Genomic DNA, 15,912 nt, shown 5'->3' with positions numbered 1-15,912 from the left:
TCACGCTCTCTCGTTCAGACGGGCAGGACGAACGGAGGGTGCGCGCCGTTGAGGAAGTAATCCCCGACGTCACGGAGACGGTGACCGACCGGCTCGTACAGCGTGTGGGTTCGCGCGTTCCGCCAGAAGCGGTCGAATCCCAGCCGCGTGGACGCCGAGCGGGCGCCGATGACGTCGAGGGCGCGCGTGGTGGACTCCTGCGCGGCCCTGGACGCGGCGGCTTCGGCCATGGCCACGAGGACGGAGATCTCCGCGTACTCGTCGTAGTTCAGGTCGTCGCCGCGGGCCAGTCCGACGGCTACGGCTTGTACCGCCTGCTCGGCGAGTGCCGAGGCGGAGCGGGTGAGAACGGTCAGTTCTCCGTGCAGGGTCAGCGTCCGCGGGTCCGGGGCGGCGCCGGCCGGCCAGGCGGGATGCCGGAGTCGGTGCCCCGCCCTGCTGTACTCGCGTACTTCGGTGAGCACTCCCTCGGCGATGCCGAGAAGAAGCTGGACGGAGAGAAGGTGGCCGACCGGTGAGGTGAAGGCGGTCAGCGGCGACAGGACGTCCTCGTCCGCGGACAGGGATCCGAGCACGTTGGCGGCGGCGACCGGCACGGCGTGGAAGTCCACACTGCCTCCGGCCGCGAGCCGCTGCCCGAAGGCGTCCGAGTCGCCCTCGATCCGTACGCCGGGATGGGCGGGATCGACGACGACGGCGAAGGGCTCACCGGTGTCGGTCCGCTCGCCTCGTACGGCCAGGCGGTCGGCGACCAGTACCCCTGTGGCGTAGCTCTGCCGGCCGTCCAGGACGAAGCCCCCGCCCTTCCTGGCGAGCCTGAGGGAGGGTTCCTGGCGGGCGAAGCCACCACCCCAGAGATGGGGCTTCCGCGTGGAGCGCTGCACGGCCTCGGTGGCGCGGGCGGAGTCGGCGAAGGTCAGCGCGCTCCATGACAAGAAGTAGTGACAGCCCAGCAGTTGACCGATCGCGCCGTCGGCGGCGGAGATCTCCCGGACGACGGCGTAGGCCGTCGTCCAGTCCGCGCCGCCTCCCCCGGCGTCGGCCGGAACCAGCAGCGTCAGCAGTCCCGCCTCGCGCAGCCGGGACACTTCGTCGAAGGGGGTCTTGCCCGCCTGCTCCCTGGCCACCGCGTCCGTGGCCAGGTCATCGGCCGTCTCGCGGGCCGCGCGCAGCCAGTGCGCGTGGCCGGGCCCGGTTCGGTCGGATGCGGGGTCGGCTCCGGACAGTACGGTGGCAATGGCCATGGTGATGGTTTCCTCACATTCGGCGGCCAGGCGCCGTGTCGGGAGTCTTCCGCCGGTCGGGCACGCACGCGTGGCCCATGCGCCGGACGATGACGATGTGGTGCCCGCTGGGTCCCGCCCGGCTTGGGGCGGGGCGGTATCGCGGGATCACCAGGAGGCGAGAGACGGTTCGGCGGCACGCGCAACGGGTGCCGGGCGTCCTACGCGGCGCGACAGATGGCGCTGGCGACGTGACCGAAGTCGACGTGCCGACGGCGAACCAGTCGCTGCTGCGTGGGGGGCATGTACATCATCCTGCGCATCCGTTGGACGTGCGGTCAATGGTTTCCTAGTAAATCGATAGGAAATAAGCGGGAGCGGTCCCACGGCCGGTGGGACGGCCCGATGGGTACCGGCCAAGGCCGGTCGTCCGGCATACGGGCCGTAGTTGACGGGACGCCAGATGTACTGCTCAATGAGTCGCATGAACGCGGAGCATCGCCTGGTCACCCGCGACCACATCGACTTCGGTCGGGTGTGGTCCGCCGCCTGTTGCGCCTGACGCGGCAGCGGGCCGTCCGAACGGCCCGTCCCTCCCTCGGTGACCCGTCCCGGGCGGAGTTCTCCCTTCGCGGCATCGCCGCGAGCGTGTGCTGAACACCCGCTGAAATCGCCTTTGCCTTTGCCTTCGTCTTCTTCTTCGTCTCCGTCTTCGTTTCCGCCTTCGTTCCGTCCTCGTTTTTTGCCTTCGTGTACGGGCGGTGCCGCGCGACCTGTCACGCGCTCTCGTCGCCCGACGCGACCCGAGCCCGAATCCGGGCACACCCACAAGACCTCAGAAAGGCCATTTCCCATGCCCGTGGAGTTCCTTGGCATCGCCGCCACGCATGACGGCTCCGAGACCACCCCCCGCTCCGGCGCCGCCTTCGACAAGGAGTACACGCTCCGGCTCGCGCGGGCGCACGAGGACAACGGCTGGGACCGGGTGCTGTTCGCCTACGGTTCCGGATCGCCGGATCCCGCCCCGGCCGCCGCCTACATCGCGAGCAGGCTGGACCGCCTCCAGATCCTGCTCGCCCACCGGCCCAACGTCTCGTACCCGACCTTCGCCGCCAAGACCTTCGCCACCCTCGACCAGATCAGCGAGGGCCGGCTCACCGTGCACTTCATCACGGGCGGCAACGACCGTGAACAGTGCCGCGAGGGCGACACCCTCACCAAGGACGAACGCTACGCCCGCACACGGGAGTACATCCGGATCGTCAAGAAGATCTGGACCACCCACGAACCCTTCGACCACGAAGGCGAGCACTACAGCTTCCACGACTTCGTGAGCGACGTCTTCCCCGTCCAGCAACCGCGGCCCGACGTGTCGTTCGGCGGCTCCTCGCCCGCCGCGTACGCAGCCGGAGGCGCCGAGGCCGACATCTACTGCCTCTGGGGCGAGCCCCTGGAGAAGACCGCCGAGCAGATCGAGGCGGTGAAAGCCGCGGCGAAGGCGGCGGGCCGTACCGAAGTGCCGCGCATCCAGGTGGCGTTCCGCCCGATCATCGCCCCGACCGAGGAACTGGCCTGGGAGAAGGCCCACCGCACCGTCGGCGCGATCAAGGCCCGCAGGGAGAACGGCGAGCCGCTCACCCGGCGGCACAGCGTCGGTGGCCGGCCCCAGAACACCGGCTCGCAGCGGCTGATCGCCATCGCCGAGGCGGGGGAGCGGTACGACCGCGCCCTGTGGACCCCCACCGCCGCCGCGACCGGCGGCGCGGGCAACTCCAACGCCCTGGTCGGAACCCCGGAGACGGTCGCCAGGGCTTTGCTGGACTACTACGACCTGGGCGTCGACATCCTCTCCGCCCGCGGCTACGACCTGCTGGACGACGCGATCGACTTCGGCCGGTACGTGATCCCGATCGTCCGGGAAGAGGTCGCCAAGCGCGACGCCGAACGAGCGACGCTCGGCACCCAAAACGCCGTGGCGGTAAAGGGCTGACGCCCGCCGCACAGCGGCCCTCAACTCGCGCGCGAGTGAGGGCCGCTGCCCTTTGCCGACTCCGGGAGCGGCTTCAGCCGACTGTCTGGCGCGCCGTCAGGGAAGCCGGACGCCACCCCAGTTCGGGTGCGATCAGGTGCCGGGTGTCGTGCAGGATCTGCTCGTACTCCTCCCTGTGGAACTCGTACGGCAGTTCAAGGCGCAGCTCCGAAACCTGCGCGAATACCGGGTCGGCGGTGAGCTGTTCGAGGATCTGCTCGGCGGTGCCCACCACGTCGGGGGCGAACAGGGTCCGCTTCGGGCCCTGGGGCGCCAGGGTGCGGGCGTGACGACTCGCCGCGTAGGCGCGGTAGCGGGCCCGGCCCGCCGCGTCCGCGCTGTCGAACGGCACGATCACCCGGCCCAGCGCCACCCGCCCCGGATACTCCTCACCTCGTACGGACGGCGTGCTGCGGTACGCGGCCAGCAGATTGAGCTGGGCCGTGGTGAAATCGTCGGTTCCCTCGCCCGAGACGATGTTGCCGGACAGCAGACCCAGACCGTTCTCGGCGGCCCAGCGCACCGAGCGCAGGCTCCCGCCGCCGTACCAGATGCGGCGCGCCAGACCGGGACTGTACGGCTGCAGCCTGGGGCGCTGGGTGTTCCCCGGAGAGTGGATGACCGTGTCCGGGCCGCCGATGTGGTCACCGCGCAGATTGTCGAGGACGCGGGCGATCCTGCCGTACGACAGGTCGAAGCCGCGCCAGTCCCCGTCGTACACGAGGTCGCCCAGCAGCTCGGCGTGCGGCATGCCGGTGCTGAAGCCGATCTGGAGCCGGCCCCGTGACAACACGTCGGCCAGCGCCAGGTCCTCGGCGAGGCGGAAGGGACTCTCGTAGCCGATCGGGATGACGGCGGTGCCGAGTTCGATCCGCTCGGTGCGCTGGCCCGCCGCGGCGAGGAACACGGCCGCCGAGGCGACGCCGTGCTCGAGGTGCCGCTGCCGGATCCAGGCACCGTCGAAGTCCAACCGTTCGCCGTACTCGAACAGTTGGAGCGTCTCCTCCAGGCCGGTGTACGGGTCGCCGTCGGCGAAGTTCCCCGGGGTGAGAAAGGCCAGGGAGGTGATGGTGGGAGTACTCATGGGACGCCGGCCCTTCAGATCGTGATGGTCTCGGAGGCGGGGGAAGCCACCCGGCCGCCGGGGATCGCCGCGAGCAGCTCGCGGGTGTACGCGTGGTGGGGCTTGGTGAAGAGGTCCTCCGGAGGGCCCGTCTCGACGACGCGGCCCGCCCGCATGACCGCGACCTGGTCCGCGATCTGGCGTACGACGGCCAGGTCATGCGAGATGAAGAGGTAGGCCACCCCCGTGCCGGCCTGCAACTCGGCCAGCAGCTCCAGCACTTGGGCCTGCACCGAGACGTCGAGCGCGGACACGGGCTCGTCGCACACCACCAGGTCGGGGGAGAGCGCGAGCGCGCGGGCGATCGCGACCCGCTGCCGCTGCCCGCCGGACAGCTCCGCCGGCCGGCGCTCCAGCGTTGCCGAGGGCAGCGCCACCCGATCGAGCAGCTCGCGGGCGCGGGCGAGCCGGGAGGCACGGTCGCCGACCTTGAAGGCACGCAGCGGCTCGGTGATCACCTCACCGACGGAGAAGCGCGGATCGAGGGAGGCGTACGGGTTCTGGTACACGAACTGGGCGCGGCGGCGCAGCTCTCTGGCACGGGCACCTCGGGCGGTGGTGACGTCGGTACCGTCGAACAGGACCTGCCCGGAGGTGGCGTCGGCGAGCCGGAGCACCAGCCGGGCGGTGGTGGACTTGCCCGAGCCCGACTCGCCCACCAGGGCCAGGGTCTGTCCGCGAAGCAGGGTGAAGCTGACGTCGTCCACCGCGCGAAGGGTGCGAGGCCCGTCGGCGGTGCGCGGCAGGCGGAACTCCTTGACCAGGTTGCGCGCCTCCAGCAGGGGCGCGGCCTCCGTCGCGGTCACAGGTGCGGACGGGCGACGCCGTGCGGTGGTCATGCTCGGAGCGCTCGCCAGCAGACGCCGCGTGTACGCGTCCTGGGGGTCGGCTAGGACCTCGCGGGTGAGGCCCGACTCCACGACTCGGCCCTGTGCCATGACCACCAGCCGCTGCGCCCGGTCGGCGGCGACCCCGAGGTCGTGGGTCACCAGCAGGATCGCGGTGCCCGACTCCTCGGCGAGATGCTGGAGATGGTCGAGGATGACCCGCTGCACGGTGACGTCGAGGGCGCTCGTCGGCTCGTCGGCGATGATCAGCTCGGGTCGCGCGGCGATCGCGACGGCGATCAGGGCGCGTTGCCGCATACCGCCGGAGAGTTCGTGCGGATACTGCCGGGCCCGTACGGCGGCGTCGGGCAGCCCGGCCCGGTCCAGGACGGCGATGGCCTCGGCGGCGGCCGACCGGCGGGTCGCCAGACCATGGATGCGCAGCACTTCGGCGACCTGTTCGCCGATCCGCTTGACCGGATTGAGCGAGACGGTCGGGTCCTGGGGGACGAGACCGATCCGCGCCCCGCGTACGGTACGCAGTTCCGCCTCCGACAGGGTGGCCAGGTCGTGCCGGCCGAAGCGGACCGTGCCGGTGTCGATGCCCCCGTTGTCCGCCAGCAGACGGGTGATCGCGTGCGCGGTCGTGCTCTTCCCGGAACCGGACTCACCGACCACCGCCGTCACCTGGCCCGGCCACACGTCGAGGTCCACGCCCCGGACGGCCGGCACGGTGCCGCCGCGGGTGCGGTACGAGACGGACAGCCCGCGGATCTCCAGCAGGGGCGAGCTTTCCGGCAGTGGTGTGCTCTCCAGCAGGGGCGAGCTTTCCGGCAGCGGCGTGCTCTCCGGCAGTGGTGTGGTCACGTCCTCGCCGTTCTCGTGTTCGTGGGTCATCGCTGCCGGGCCCATTCGCCGTCCAGCGCCCTGGCGACGCGGTTGGCGGCCAGTACGGTCGCGGCGATCGCCAGACCGGGCAGCGCGGTCAGCCACCAGGCATTGGCCAGGTAGTTGCGGCCCTCGGAGATCAACGTGCCCCATTCCGGGGTCGGCGGGGGAGCGCCGTAGCCGAGGAAACTCAGCGCCGACACGGCCAGGATGGAGGCGCCGAAGTCGAGGGTGGCCAGGACGATCACCGGGCCGGCGGCGTTGGGCAGCACGTGCCGGCCCAGAACCGAGTACCAGCGGGCCCCGCAGGAGCGCGACGCCTCGACGAACACCGCCTGGCGCACCCGGAGCACCTCGGCGCGCGTGACCCGGGCGAAGGAGGCGACACTGGCGATACCGACCGCGACGGCCACCTTCACCGTCCCGTACCCCAGCGCCGTCACCAGCGCCAGCGACAGGAACAGCGCGGGGATGGACAGCAGGACGTCGACGAAACGCATCAGCACGTCGTCCACCCAGCGGCCCACGAACCCCGCGACCAGACCGAGCAGGCCACCCACCACGAACGCCACCAGCACCGCGATCAGGGTGGCCTTCAGCGACAACTGGGCTCCGTGCACCACCCGGGCGAACACATCGCGTCCCAGCTCGTCCGTACCGAACCAGTGCGCGCCGCTCGGACCGCGGAAGTTCTGCGCCGGCACCCCCTTCAGCGGATCCCGCGAGGTGAACAGCCGCGGCCGGAACGAGGCCAGCACCACCAGGACGAGGACGAGGAGCGACAGCAGCAGGCCGGGACGGCGTACAAGGAACCGCAGCACCCGCCGAACGCCGACACGACGTCCCGGTACGGGATCCGGCGCTCCGCCCACCGGCCGGGCGAGGCCGAGCGCGGCCTCGGTGGGGTCCTCGACAAGGCTCTGACTCATGCGACGCCCGCCCTTCCGCCCGAGGCGACCACGATCCGCGGATCGAGCACCGGATAGACCAGGTCGACGACCAGATTCGTCATCACGAAGATCAGCGCGCCGAAGGCCACCACCCCCTGGACCACCGGGATGTCCTGGGCCGTGACGGCCGCCGCGGTCACACGGCCAAGGCCGTCACGGGAGAACACCGTCTCGACGACGACCGAACCGGCGATCAGTTGTCCCACCAGCAGGCCGACGACCGTCAGAGCCGGCAGGGAGGCGTTGCGCAGCGCGTGCCGCAGATGGACCCGCCACCGGCCCGCTCCCTTGGCGCGGGCGGTCTCCACATACGCCTGGTCGAGCGCGGTGAGCAGGCTCTTGGCCAGCACCTGCGCGATCTGAGCGCCGGTCGGGACCGCGAGTGTCAGCGCCGGCAGCACCAGCCCCCTCAGCCCGTCGTTGCCGAACGCCGGAAACCAGTGCAGCCGGAAGGAGAACGCCTCGACGAGCAGCAGCCCCACCCAGAACGTCGGGACGGACACCCCCAGCGGCGGCAGCGACAACAGGAACTGACGCAGCCACCGCCGCGTGGTGTACGTCGCCGCCACCGCCAGTCCGCCGCCCAGGAACACCGCCAACAGCAGTGCCGTCGAGGTCAGTTGGAGGGTCTGGGGCAGCGCGTCGGCCAGTGTCGAAGCGACCGGCCGGCCGGTGGCGACCGAGTCGCCGAAGTCCCCGCGCACCGCCCGTCCGAGGTACTCGGCGTACTGCACGAGCACCGGCTTGTCGAAGCCGTACTCGTGCCGCAGGGCGGCGATCTGCCGTGGATCGACCTGCCCCGACTCCATCCCGGCACCGGCCATCGCCGTGACGGGGTCGCCCGGGAGGAAGTCCAGCACCAGGAACGACACGGTGTACGCCGCCCACAGCACCCCGGCCGCCTGCGCGAGCCGCTTGATCACATAGCCGCGCACGGGTCAGCCGATCCAGGTGTCGTGCAACTGGATCCGGCTGGAGGCGTCGAACGCGAGACCGTGCACCTTCGTGGACACACCCAGCTGGGTCTGCAGCTCCACCACCGGCACGTTGTAGGCGTCACGCACGATCGACTGCTGCGCCTGCGAAACCAGTTGGCTGCGCTTGGCCGGGTCGGTGGTCGCGGCCTGAGCGGACAGGGTCGTGTCCAGGTCACTCGCCGGCACACGGTAGAAGTTGGCCAGCTTCGTGGAGAAGGAGCTGCGCAGGATGTCGGGGTCGGCGCGGGTGATGTTCCCCCAGATCGCCTCGTACGAGCCCGCCTGCTGGATCGGCGTGAGCTGGGGGAGCTGGAGCTGCTTGAGGGTCACCTGGACTCCCACAGCCTTCAGTTGCTGCTGTATCAGCTCCAACGCGGGCTGGTTCGTCGCCGCGTTGGGAACCCAGTCGATGGTCAGGCTCAGCTTCTTGCCGTCCTTGACGCGGGTGCCGTCGCCGCCCGGCTTCCAACCGGCTTCGTCCAGAAGGGACTTCGCCTTGGCCGTGTCGAGGGTCAGGTCCGAGGCGAGGCTGGTGTAGTCAGGTGTGGTGTGCGCGAGGACGCTGGTGGCCGGCCGGGTGCCGGTGGGGAAGACGGTGTCGGCGATCTGCTTCCGGTCGATGGCGGACAGGATGGCCCGGCGGACTCTGGCGTCCTTCAGAACCGGCCGCGCGTTGTTGAAGCCGAGTCCGAAGGTGATGCCGGGGTTGGCCCGCCGCTGGAAGGCGACCTGACCGCCCTTGAGCGCCGCCTCGTCGGCCCGGCCCACGCTGCCGATCGCGTCCACCTGTCCGGACCGCAGACTGCCGGCCCGTACGCCCGCTTCCGGCACCACCTTGAACACCAGCTTGTCCAGGTAGGCCTCGCCCTTCTTGCTCCACCGGGAGGAACCCCAGGCGTAGCCGGGGCGTTTGGCCAGAGTGACCGACTGGTTCTGCACGTAGCCCTTCAGCACGAAGGGTCCGGACCCGACCACCCCGTCACTGCACTTCTGCTGCGGGGACCGCTTCACGCTCGCGGACGACTCGATCCCGAGTGAGTGCGTCGAAGTCGCCTGCAGGAACTGGGCGTTGGGCTGCTGGAAGGTGACCTTGACGGTGAGCGGGTCCACCACTGTGGTGCTCTTGGCACCGCTCAGGTAGCCCTCGGCCAGGGTGCCCAGGACACCGAGCCTCGGTACCGCGTCGAAATTGTCCTTGACCACCTGGGCGGTCAGCGGGGACCCGTCGCTGAAGGTGACACCCGAGCGCAGGTGGAAGGTGAAGGCGGTCGCGTCGGCACTGATGTCCCAGCTCTTCGCCAGCCACGGCACGATCTTGCCGGTCTTGGGGTCCTGGTCCGTCAGGGAGTCGACGATCTGGCGTACCGAGTAGATCGTGTCGTTGCTGCCGACCTGCTGGGGATCCACGCAACCGGCGTCGGAACCCACAGCGAAGGTCAGGGTTCCGCCGGAGCGCGGCTTGCCGCTCCCGGTGCCGGAGCCGTCGGTGCCCGATCCGCAGGCGGTCAGCAGCACGCTGGTGGTGAGAAGGGCGGTGAGTGCTGCCCATCGGGGAGATCTGAAGTCCGGACGTGCTCTCACGGAGGGTTCTCCTCTTGGTGTCGCCGGGCACGGGGCGTCGCACGAGGCACGACCGCGCACGGGTGCGCGGGCCCGTCGGCGCGACGCCGGTGACGGGCAAAGGCCTGCGGACAGGGGCCGGGCGGAAAGCGGAAGGCGGATCGGAGAGATCAGGAGGAAGAGGGAGCCGGGCGAGGACGCGTACCGCGACGGCTGGTCACGGACGTCGGCTGTCGGCGTGCCTCATGGACGTCGACGGTCCGCGCGTCTCCTCGACGCCGACGCGGGTGGGCGTCAGGTGGGCGTCACGGACGTCGACCGCCGACGGGGAGGCCTGTCGGCGCGCGCTGCGGAAAGTGCCGTCAGGCCCGACAGAAGCAGCTCGTCGAGCGCTTCAGATCGATGTGACGTCGGCGCGCCAGCCTGGAGAACACGACGGCGACGGCGAAGGAGGCGTCGGGGCCACCACCGTGCCGCATAAGGGTCCTCCATACGTCCGGCCCCGGTCACGGGGCCACGCGCTTGCGGGGATCGTCACTGATCCCCGCCGGGCTTTCACCTGGAGCACCCCACCGCGGGGGAGGGTTGCCGGTCAGCGAGCCAGGGCTTGACGCTGACACTCAATGCCGTTCGTGATCGTACGGAGCGGTTCTCACCTACGTCAATGGCGGCACCGGACTCCGGCGGAGCGGGCCACCGGAGTCCGGCGGAGCGAGCCACCGCACTCCGTCGGAGCGAGCCGGGCCGACCACGCCGCCGGGACGCCCGATGGAAGCACGCCCCGTCGGCGGAAGCAGGGTGGTCAGGCACCACCGCGTTCCCGCGGGATCTTCTGACCCGCCTCGATCGACACCGGCAGCCGGTTCTCCGCCGGAGGCAGCGGGCAGGTGGCCAGGTCCGTGTAGGCGCACGGCAGGTTCGTGGCACGGTTGAAGTCGAGGACGACCGTACCGTCGGAGCCGGGAGCCCCGACGGACAGGCTCCGGTTGGCGGCGTAGGTGGTGACCCCGGAGGTCGCGTCGGTGAAGAGAACCGACAGCCCGCCCGGGACATGTCCGGGGAACGCCGTCAGCGACAGAGGACGTCCGTCCAGCTCGAACTCGATCCTGCCCGGAGCGTCGTACACGTGCTCCAAGCCCTCGACCGCGGCGCCCACGGTGGTGGGACGCGGCTCGTCGAAGGGGACGTAACGGCCCGTCACGGCCCAGTGCGGGTCGGGGGCGTAGGCAGGCGTCCCGGTGAAGGCCTTGAGCAGCGGGGCGTCCGGGTGCCGGGGGCGCACGATGTCGTGACCGCCCCGCTTGGCGACCTCGATGACGGCGTCCTTCCAGATCGCGTCGACGCCACCGCGTTCGGGCAGCACGCCGAAACGGTGCTCACCGCGCACCGGAGTCCCGCCGACGACCAGTTCGTCACCGTCGTCGAGGGTCACCACGACCCCGTCGGGTCCGGTGTGCCATGCGCCGGGCGCGTCGGGGAAGCGCTGCGGCCGGTCGTCGAGCCAGTGCAGACCGGTGATCGCCAGGAACCCGTGCGGGGCGGCGAGCCGGGCTTCCTGTCCGCGGTACCAGTCCAGCCACTGCTCGGTGAAGGCGTGGAGGTCCGTGCTGGTCGCCTCGCTGGTCATGAGCTCTCCTTCGGTACAGACCGCGTGAGGTTCGTCCTCGTGCGGCGATGCGGGGATTCTTCGGAGCGGTCGGTGAATCGGTGGGTCGGCCGTTGGGGCTCGGCTCGTGGCGGGTCGGCGGGGTGGGTACGCCGGTGGGCCGACGGGCTCGGGCGCCGAGTTCGCATCAGGCGGCGAGTTCGCCGAGGAGCGCCCACGTACGGCGCCGGTCCGCCGCTCCCGCGATCTCGGTGGCCGAGAACACGACCTCGGTGGCGCCCGCGTCGCGGTAGCGCCGTACCTCGGCCTCGAGCGTCTTCTCGTCGCCGATCACGGCCAGATCCGCGGCTCTGCGGCCGCCGGACAGTTCGATGACCCGGGCGTAGGACGGGATCTGCTCGTAGAACGAGAGGCTCTCGGTGGCTTTCGCCCGCACCGCGTCCACATCGCCCGTGACCACGCCGGGCACCAGCGCCACGATCCGGGGCGCGGGCCGTCCGGCGGCCTCCGCCGAGGCCGTGACGGCGGGCACGATGTGCTCCGCGAGGGCGCGCGGTCCCGCGAGGTAGGGCAGGATCCCGTCCGCGAGCTCACCGCTGACCCGGAGCGCCTGCGGCCCCATCGCGGCGACCAGCAGCGGAACACCCGACTCGGCGCCCGGTACACGTGCGGACAGCGGAGTCGTGGCGCTGAGCAGCTCACCGCGGAAGTCGGCTGTGCCGGTCTCGGTCAACTGGCGCAGCACGGTGAGGAATTCGCGCAGACGGGCGATGGGACGCTCGAAGGGCAGGCCGAAGCCGGTCTCCGTCAGCAGTTTCGTGCCCAGGGCCAGGCCGAGGTGGTAGCGGCCGTGGGTCGCGGCCTGGGCGGTCTGCGCCTGACTGGAGACCAGCAGCGGGTGGCGGCCGAAGACGGGGATCGCGGAGGTGCCCACATGGAGTTCCGGTACCGCCCGCCCGACGAGCGCGGCGAGTTGGGGTGAGTCCGCGCCGAAGGTCTGGCCGAACCATACCGACCGCAGACCGGCCGCGGCGGCTTCCTGGGCCAGGTGCACACTGGCGTCCACCTGGTTCTGCGCGTCGGATGCGTTGAGTGCTACTCCAACAGTCATGTCAGGTGGAACGGGCGGCCGGTGAGCCCGCATTCCGTTCGAGTGTGACGGCTGTATGTCAGTCTTGTGATGCGCGACCGGCCACCCTGCCCTCCGATTCGCGGGGCGGCGGTTCCCGGCAGCCACGCCAACCGAGGTGCCAGGCAGCCCGGTTCACCGACACACGGGCTCCGTTGACGCCTTCCACCCCACGTGCTTACATCCCGCCATGCCGATGTCGGAGCCTCTGACCCGCCGCCGCGCCGTGGACCTCGTCCGCGTGGCCGCCGCGCTGTGTCGGACGACCGGCTGATCACGCCCCTCCTCGCGCCTCCGCGAACTCCCGCTCCGGACACGCCGGTCGAGTGCACATCAGGCCCCGCACGCCCGCGCCGACTCGTGCCCGACCCTCTCGTACTTCTCGCCCCGTCATGACGAGGACCCGCCATGCCTTCACCTACCCCCGCAGGCCCACACCACGAAACCGCGTACGACCGCCGCAGACTGCGCCAGTGGCTCGCGGGTGAGGCCAGAGCCGAGGGGGTCACCCGCCGTCGGCTGCTCACCCTGCTCACCGCGACCGCCGCCGCAACCGCGCTCGGCGCCCCACGGCCCGCCCACGCCGCCGACAGTCCGATCGTCAAGCCGCTGCCCGCCGAGTGGTTCATCCAGCGCGGTACCAACGCCGAGACCCGCTGGGAGGCACTGAGCGGAACCGGCCACCACACCCCCAACGAACGGTTCTTCGTACGCAACCACACCGCGACCCCCGTCCTGAACGCCGAGGACTGGCGCCTTCGGCTGTGGGGGAGCGGATTGCGCGGCAGCCCCGGCGAGGACCGGCCGGTGGAGTTCGGGTACGACGATCTGCGCGCGCTGCCGGCCGTGACCCGGACCGCCTTCGTCGAATGCGCCGGGAACGGCCGCTCCTACTACACGACGCAACAGAGCGAGACGGTCACCGGCACCGCCTGGACCCTGGGAGCGATCGGCGTCGCGCGCTGGCGCGGCGTGCGGTTGGCGGACGTGTTGCGCAGGGCAGGTCTGTCCCCGCGGGCCGTGGACGTCCAGCCGCGCGGTCTGGACGCCGAGTACGTCAGCGGCGGGGAGAGCCTGGGGCGAGTACGCCGTCCGCTGCCGCTCGCCAAGGCCCTGGACGACGTACTGCTCGCGTACGAGATGAACGGTGAACCACTGCCGTACGACCACGGCTATCCGGTACGGGTGCTGGTGCCCTCCTGGGTGGGGATCGCGTCGATCAAGTGGGTCGGCGACATCGAGGTGTCCGCCGAACCGCTCTTCTCGCCCTGGAACACCACCTTCTACCGGCTGTTCGGTCCCGCCTACCCCGAGGGCGGGAGCGCGCCGCTCACCCGGCAGACCACGAAGAGTGCCTTCGAGCTGGCGAGCGGGGCCACGTTCGCGGCCGGCCACAGACACGTGCTGCGCGGGCGGTCGTGGTCGGGTGCGGGAGGTGTCGCCAAGGTCGACGTCAGTACGGACGGAGGCGTCAACTGGCTGCCCGCCCGGCTGCACGACCGGCCCCGGTCCGGCACCTGGACCCGCTGGTCCCTCCCTTGGCAGCCCGACACACCCGGCGCCACCCACCTGCTGGCCCGCGCCACGGACACGGCCGGCCGGACCCAGCCGGACACCGTGGTGCCGAACACCCAGGGATACCTGTTCGGCGCGGTGGTGCGGCATCCGGTGAGCGTGGTGTGACTGACGGCGGCCCCGGCCGGGACGGCGGAACCGATGCCAACAGGCCTCGGACGCAGGGCCGTCCGGCCCCACGGCGCCGGACCTTCGGCAGGGGGTGCCACACGACGTACGGGACGACAGTGAGACGCGTCAGGCAATGATCCGACCGTTCCCGAAGGGGTTCCCGCCATGGCCGTTCACGAGCACCCTACCCAGGGCTCCGGTGTCCGTCCGTCCTCCTCGCGGGGGCACCGGGCGGCCGTGTCCGACTCCGGGCCCTCCGCAGCGGCGGACCCCGCCCCGGCAGTCGCCGTCACCTCCCACGAGGCCCCGCTGGTCGTCGCCGTGGACGGGTCCGAGCCGAGTCTGCGTGCCGTGGACTGGGCGGCCGACGAGGCAGCGCTGCGCGGTGTGCCCCTGCGCGTGGTGTACGCCTCCCTGTGGGAGCGGTACGAGGGCACGGCCCTCGCCGGCGAGCACAAGCCCTACGAAGAGGTCCGCGCCGACGACGTCGTGGCGGTCGGCCTCCGCCGGGCCCTGAGGCGTCACCCCGATCTCGAGGCCTCGGCCGAGGTCCTGGCCGAGGAGCCCGAGTACGCGCTGGTACGGGAGGGGCGCAACGCCTCCGCGCTGGTCCTCGGCACCCGTGGCCGCAGCGATTTCGTCGAGATGCTGCTCGGTTCCGTCAGCCTCGCGGTGGCCGCGTACGCCGACTGCCCGGTCATCGTGCTGCGCGGCTGCCACGACAACCAGGTCGGCGCCGCGCCCGCGCGCCGTGTGGTCGTGGGTGTCGGCGACACGGGGAAGAGCTCGGTGGCGCTGCGCTTCGCCGTGGGAGAGGCGAGGCTGCGCCGGGCACCCCTGGACGCCGTACGGGCCTGGCGCCGGCCCGCGCACGAGAGCGTGGACCACCCGCTGTTCGCCGGTGAACCCGCGCGACTGCACGAGGAGCAGGCCGTCACGGCGCTCGGTGAGGCACTGAAGGACGTGCCGGCCGACATCGACCTGCGCCGCCGCACCGTCGAGGGCCCGACTCGCCATGTCCTCCTGGACGCGTCCCACGACGCCGGTCTGCTGGTGGTCGGTGCCCGGCGCGATCCCGGACGCCTCGGGCTCCAGCTCGGCCGCGTCGCTCACGGAGTCCTGCACCACGCCCCCTGCCCGGTCGCCGTGGTTCCTGAACCGCTGTGAGCAGGGTTGGCCCGGCTGCGCGACCGCCCCGGTCCGGTGAGCTGACCGGGGTGGGCCGGTCGGCGGGGACGGCAGAGCCGACCGGCCCCGGGGTGGCCCGTACAGCCCATGGGCACCTTCTCCGCTCCGGCGGACGATCGAGGTGGTACCGAAGGAGAGGTAGACCGAAGAGGTCGACCGTGAGAGGAGGCGGATCGTCATGGCCGACACCGTGCTGGTCGCCTATGGAACGACGAACGGATCCACCGCGGAGATCGCCGAAGTGGTCGCCGAGACACTGCGCGAGGGCGGGTTGACCGCCCAGGCCCTTCCGGCCCGTTCGGTCACGAGCGTGGCGTCCTACGACGCCGTCGTGGTCGGCGGCGGACTCTACGCGGGACGCTGGCACAAGGACGCGCGGCGGTTTGTCCGCCGGCACCGGGTGGAGCTCGCGCACCGTCCGGTGTGGCTCTTCAGCAGCGGACCGCTCGACAGCTCCGCCGCCGACCGGGACGTCCCGCCCGTGCGGGGTGTCCAGCGGACCATGAACCGGATGGACGTCCAGGGACACATCACCTTCGGCGGGTGCCTGAAGGAAGGAGCCAGGGGACGGATCGCCAACATGATCATCAGCTCCGGGAAGGGCGGCGACTTCCGGGACTTCGGTGCCATCGAGGAGTGGGCGAAGGACATCGCGGCCTCGCTCGCCCGCGTGTAGTCGCTCCTTCGGTCAGCCGGTCCTGTGTCCCCGTCTACCGCGGCCGACCC

General features: G+C 71.3%; 12 protein-coding genes and 1 riboswitch. Of the genes, 4 read left to right on the top strand and 8 right to left on the bottom strand.

The genetic code is table 11. The annotated features are described in order from the left end of the window. Positions 1-14 precede the first annotated feature (14 nt). The gene (locus ACFXGX_RS05500) at positions 15-1,244 is read right to left on the bottom strand and encodes an acyl-CoA dehydrogenase family protein (RefSeq protein ID WP_384784927.1); all 1,230 of its coding nucleotides are present in this window, start codon (positions 1,242-1,244) and stop codon (positions 15-17) included. Between the two features lie 832 nt (positions 1,245-2,076). Here ACFXGX_RS05500 and ACFXGX_RS05495 point away from each other — a divergent pair. Further along, positions 2,077-3,213 (top strand): LLM class flavin-dependent oxidoreductase, encoded by a 1,137-nt coding sequence (locus ACFXGX_RS05495; protein WP_384784925.1) that lies wholly within the window; start codon positions 2,077-2,079, stop codon positions 3,211-3,213. Positions 3,214-3,286: 73 nt separating this feature from the next. Here ACFXGX_RS05495 and ACFXGX_RS05490 read toward each other — a convergent pair whose 3' ends face one another. The 7 genes from ACFXGX_RS05490 to ACFXGX_RS05460 form a co-directional block, all read right to left on the bottom strand. Continuing rightward, positions 3,287-4,336 carry an LLM class flavin-dependent oxidoreductase gene (locus tag ACFXGX_RS05490; RefSeq protein WP_384784923.1) on the bottom strand — a complete coding sequence of 350 codons (1,050 nt, stop codon included), beginning with the start codon at positions 4,334-4,336 and terminating at the stop codon, positions 3,287-3,289. Between the two features lie 14 nt (positions 4,337-4,350). Further along, complete coding sequence (locus tag ACFXGX_RS05485; protein WP_384784921.1) at positions 4,351-6,114, bottom strand: dipeptide ABC transporter ATP-binding protein; 1,764 nt, start codon at positions 6,112-6,114, stop codon at positions 4,351-4,353. Continuing rightward, positions 6,096-7,019, bottom strand: coding sequence for an ABC transporter permease (locus tag ACFXGX_RS05480; protein ID WP_384784919.1), 924 nt, complete (start codon positions 7,017-7,019; stop codon positions 6,096-6,098). The genes ACFXGX_RS05485 and ACFXGX_RS05480 overlap by 19 nt, the downstream gene beginning before the upstream one ends. After that, the gene (locus tag ACFXGX_RS05475; RefSeq protein WP_384784917.1) at positions 7,016-7,975 is read right to left on the bottom strand and encodes an ABC transporter permease; all 960 of its coding nucleotides are present in this window, start codon (positions 7,973-7,975) and stop codon (positions 7,016-7,018) included. The genes ACFXGX_RS05480 and ACFXGX_RS05475 overlap by 4 nt, the downstream gene beginning before the upstream one ends. A 3-nt stretch (positions 7,976-7,978) precedes the next feature. After that, positions 7,979-9,598, bottom strand: a complete 1,620-nt coding sequence (locus ACFXGX_RS05470; RefSeq protein ID WP_384784915.1) for an ABC transporter substrate-binding protein — start codon at positions 9,596-9,598, stop codon at positions 7,979-7,981. 492 nt (positions 9,599-10,090) lie between these two features. Then, positions 10,091-10,205, bottom strand: a riboswitch (SAM riboswitch). Positions 10,206-10,379: 174 nt separating this feature from the next. Beyond that, positions 10,380-11,204, bottom strand: a complete 825-nt coding sequence (locus tag ACFXGX_RS05465) for a DUF1684 domain-containing protein (RefSeq protein ID WP_384784913.1) — start codon at positions 11,202-11,204, stop codon at positions 10,380-10,382. A gap of 166 nt (positions 11,205-11,370) precedes the next feature. Then, a complete protein-coding gene (locus ACFXGX_RS05460; protein WP_384784911.1) occupies positions 11,371-12,294 on the bottom strand; it encodes an LLM class F420-dependent oxidoreductase in 924 nt (307 codons plus the stop codon). Between the two features lie 426 nt (positions 12,295-12,720). On the opposite strand from ACFXGX_RS05460, the gene ACFXGX_RS05455 reads away from it, so the two are divergent. The 3 genes from ACFXGX_RS05455 to ACFXGX_RS05445 all read left to right on the top strand — a co-directional run bounded on the left by ACFXGX_RS05455 (position 12,721) and on the right by ACFXGX_RS05445 (position 15,862). Then, on the top strand, positions 12,721-13,995 hold the full coding sequence (locus ACFXGX_RS05455; RefSeq protein WP_384784909.1) for a sulfite oxidase: 1,275 nt from the start codon (positions 12,721-12,723) through the stop codon (positions 13,993-13,995). Between the two features lie 168 nt (positions 13,996-14,163). Continuing rightward, a complete protein-coding gene (locus ACFXGX_RS05450; protein WP_384784907.1) occupies positions 14,164-15,165 on the top strand; it encodes a universal stress protein in 1,002 nt (333 codons plus the stop codon). Positions 15,166-15,364: 199 nt separating this feature from the next. After that, positions 15,365-15,862 carry a flavodoxin domain-containing protein gene (locus ACFXGX_RS05445; RefSeq protein ID WP_384784905.1) on the top strand — a complete coding sequence of 166 codons (498 nt, stop codon included), beginning with the start codon at positions 15,365-15,367 and terminating at the stop codon, positions 15,860-15,862. Positions 15,863-15,912: the final 50 nt, after the last annotated feature.

This window comes from Streptomyces sp. NPDC059371 (genome assembly GCF_042751995.1).
In the GTDB taxonomy this organism is placed as follows: Bacteria; Actinomycetota; Actinomycetes; order Streptomycetales; family Streptomycetaceae; genus Streptomyces.
This window is presented reverse-complemented; position numbering and strand designations above follow the sequence as displayed.

What these genes read in the sequence shown, in the direction of transcription:
- ACFXGX_RS05460 (WP_384784911.1), bottom strand. Translation starts at nt 12,294, where the DNA reads ATGACTGTTGGAGTAGCACTCAACGCATCCGACGCGCAGAACCAGGTG.
- ACFXGX_RS05455 (WP_384784909.1), top strand. Translation starts at nt 12,721, where the DNA reads ATGCCTTCACCTACCCCCGCAGGCCCACACCACGAAACCGCGTACGAC.
- ACFXGX_RS05500 (WP_384784927.1), bottom strand. Translation starts at nt 1,244, where the DNA reads ATGGCCATTGCCACCGTACTGTCCGGAGCCGACCCCGCATCCGACCGA.
- ACFXGX_RS05450 (WP_384784907.1), top strand. Translation starts at nt 14,164, where the DNA reads ATGGCCGTTCACGAGCACCCTACCCAGGGCTCCGGTGTCCGTCCGTCC.
- ACFXGX_RS05480 (WP_384784919.1), bottom strand. Translation starts at nt 7,019, where the DNA reads ATGAGTCAGAGCCTTGTCGAGGACCCCACCGAGGCCGCGCTCGGCCTC.
- ACFXGX_RS05485 (WP_384784921.1), bottom strand. Translation starts at nt 6,114, where the DNA reads ATGGGCCCGGCAGCGATGACCCACGAACACGAGAACGGCGAGGACGTG.
- ACFXGX_RS05445 (WP_384784905.1), top strand. Translation starts at nt 15,365, where the DNA reads ATGGCCGACACCGTGCTGGTCGCCTATGGAACGACGAACGGATCCACC.
- ACFXGX_RS05490 (WP_384784923.1), bottom strand. Translation starts at nt 4,336, where the DNA reads ATGAGTACTCCCACCATCACCTCCCTGGCCTTTCTCACCCCGGGGAAC.
- ACFXGX_RS05495 (WP_384784925.1), top strand. Translation starts at nt 2,077, where the DNA reads ATGCCCGTGGAGTTCCTTGGCATCGCCGCCACGCATGACGGCTCCGAG.
- ACFXGX_RS05465 (WP_384784913.1), bottom strand. Translation starts at nt 11,204, where the DNA reads ATGACCAGCGAGGCGACCAGCACGGACCTCCACGCCTTCACCGAGCAG.